Consider the following 1,046-nt stretch of genomic DNA (forward strand, 5'->3'; position numbering starts at 1 on the left):
GGTGGGAGAAAGCTTCGAGGCGTCGGGCTTTCGTGGTGGGGGCGGAGCGCTTGAGGTGAGAGGCTTGGCGGCCGGAGTTTTCAAGACCCGCACCCGGTTGATGGCTGGGTGCTGAAGGGGCAGGCCCGGGTGGTTGCCGGGCGACCCTTCGGCGAGTGATTGGACGGAACGACGCGTGGAAGAGCTGCTTACCAACCTGCTGCTGAACTCCCAGGGGCTTCTGGCCTATGGGGCGGTCTTCGCCATCCTGGTGGCGTGTGGCCTGGGGGTGCCGGCGCCGGAGGACATCACGCTCATCCTGGGCGGATTGCTGGCGCACAAGGGCGCGGCCAGCCTGCCTGGAATGATGGCGGTGGGGTTCCTGGGCATCCTGGTGGGCGACAGCCTGATCTACCTGGCGGGGCGCAGGTTGGGGTCCCGGTTGGGGCGCAACCCGGATGCGAAGGGTGGAGGTTTCTTCGCGAAGATCGTCACGCCGGAGAAGCGCGCGAAGGTGGAGTCGCTCTTCGTCAAGCACGGCCAGAAGATCGTGATGATCGCCCGCTTCATGCCGGGCGTGCGCGCGGTGACGTACTTCACCGCGGGCTCCGTGGGCATGGCGTACTGGCGCTTCATCCTGTGGGACGGCGTGGCGGCGCTGCTCTCCGCGCCGGCGTTCGTGTGGCTCGGCTTCCACTTCGGCGGTGAGCTGGAGACGCTGCTTGGGAAGATGAAGGAGGGGCAGGTCGTCGTCCTGGGCTCGCTGGCGGTGCTGGGCGTGGGCTACTTCCTGTACCGGCGCCGTCGGAACGCGAAGCTCGCGGCGGAGGCCGCCGCCCGTGCCGAGATGCCGCCCGTGGCCCTGCCGCCCGTGCCGGAGTCGTTGGAGAACAGCGTGGCGCAAACGCGAGCCCCCAGCAGCAGCAGCTTCTTCGACGTCCCCGCGGACAAGGCGCCTTCCCCCTCCGAGCCGTCGACCAACGTGCTCAAGTAGCGCGGAAGCGATGACGCCGCCTCCGGACCCCGCCCCCTCTGCTTGAGGGAGCGGGGTTCTTCGTTGCGGGCCT

Annotated in this window: 1 protein-coding gene; it reads left to right on the plus strand. The window is 68.7% G+C overall.

What is annotated here, in order from left to right:
* Positions 1-175 precede the first annotated feature (175 nt).
* Positions 176-973, plus strand: a complete 798-nt coding sequence (locus tag D7X74_RS04475; protein ID WP_120531666.1) for a DedA family protein — start codon at positions 176-178, stop codon at positions 971-973.
* Positions 974-1,046: the final 73 nt, after the last annotated feature.

This window comes from Corallococcus sp. CA047B (assembly GCF_003612065.1).
Classification (GTDB): domain Bacteria; phylum Myxococcota; class Myxococcia; order Myxococcales; family Myxococcaceae; genus Corallococcus; species Corallococcus praedator.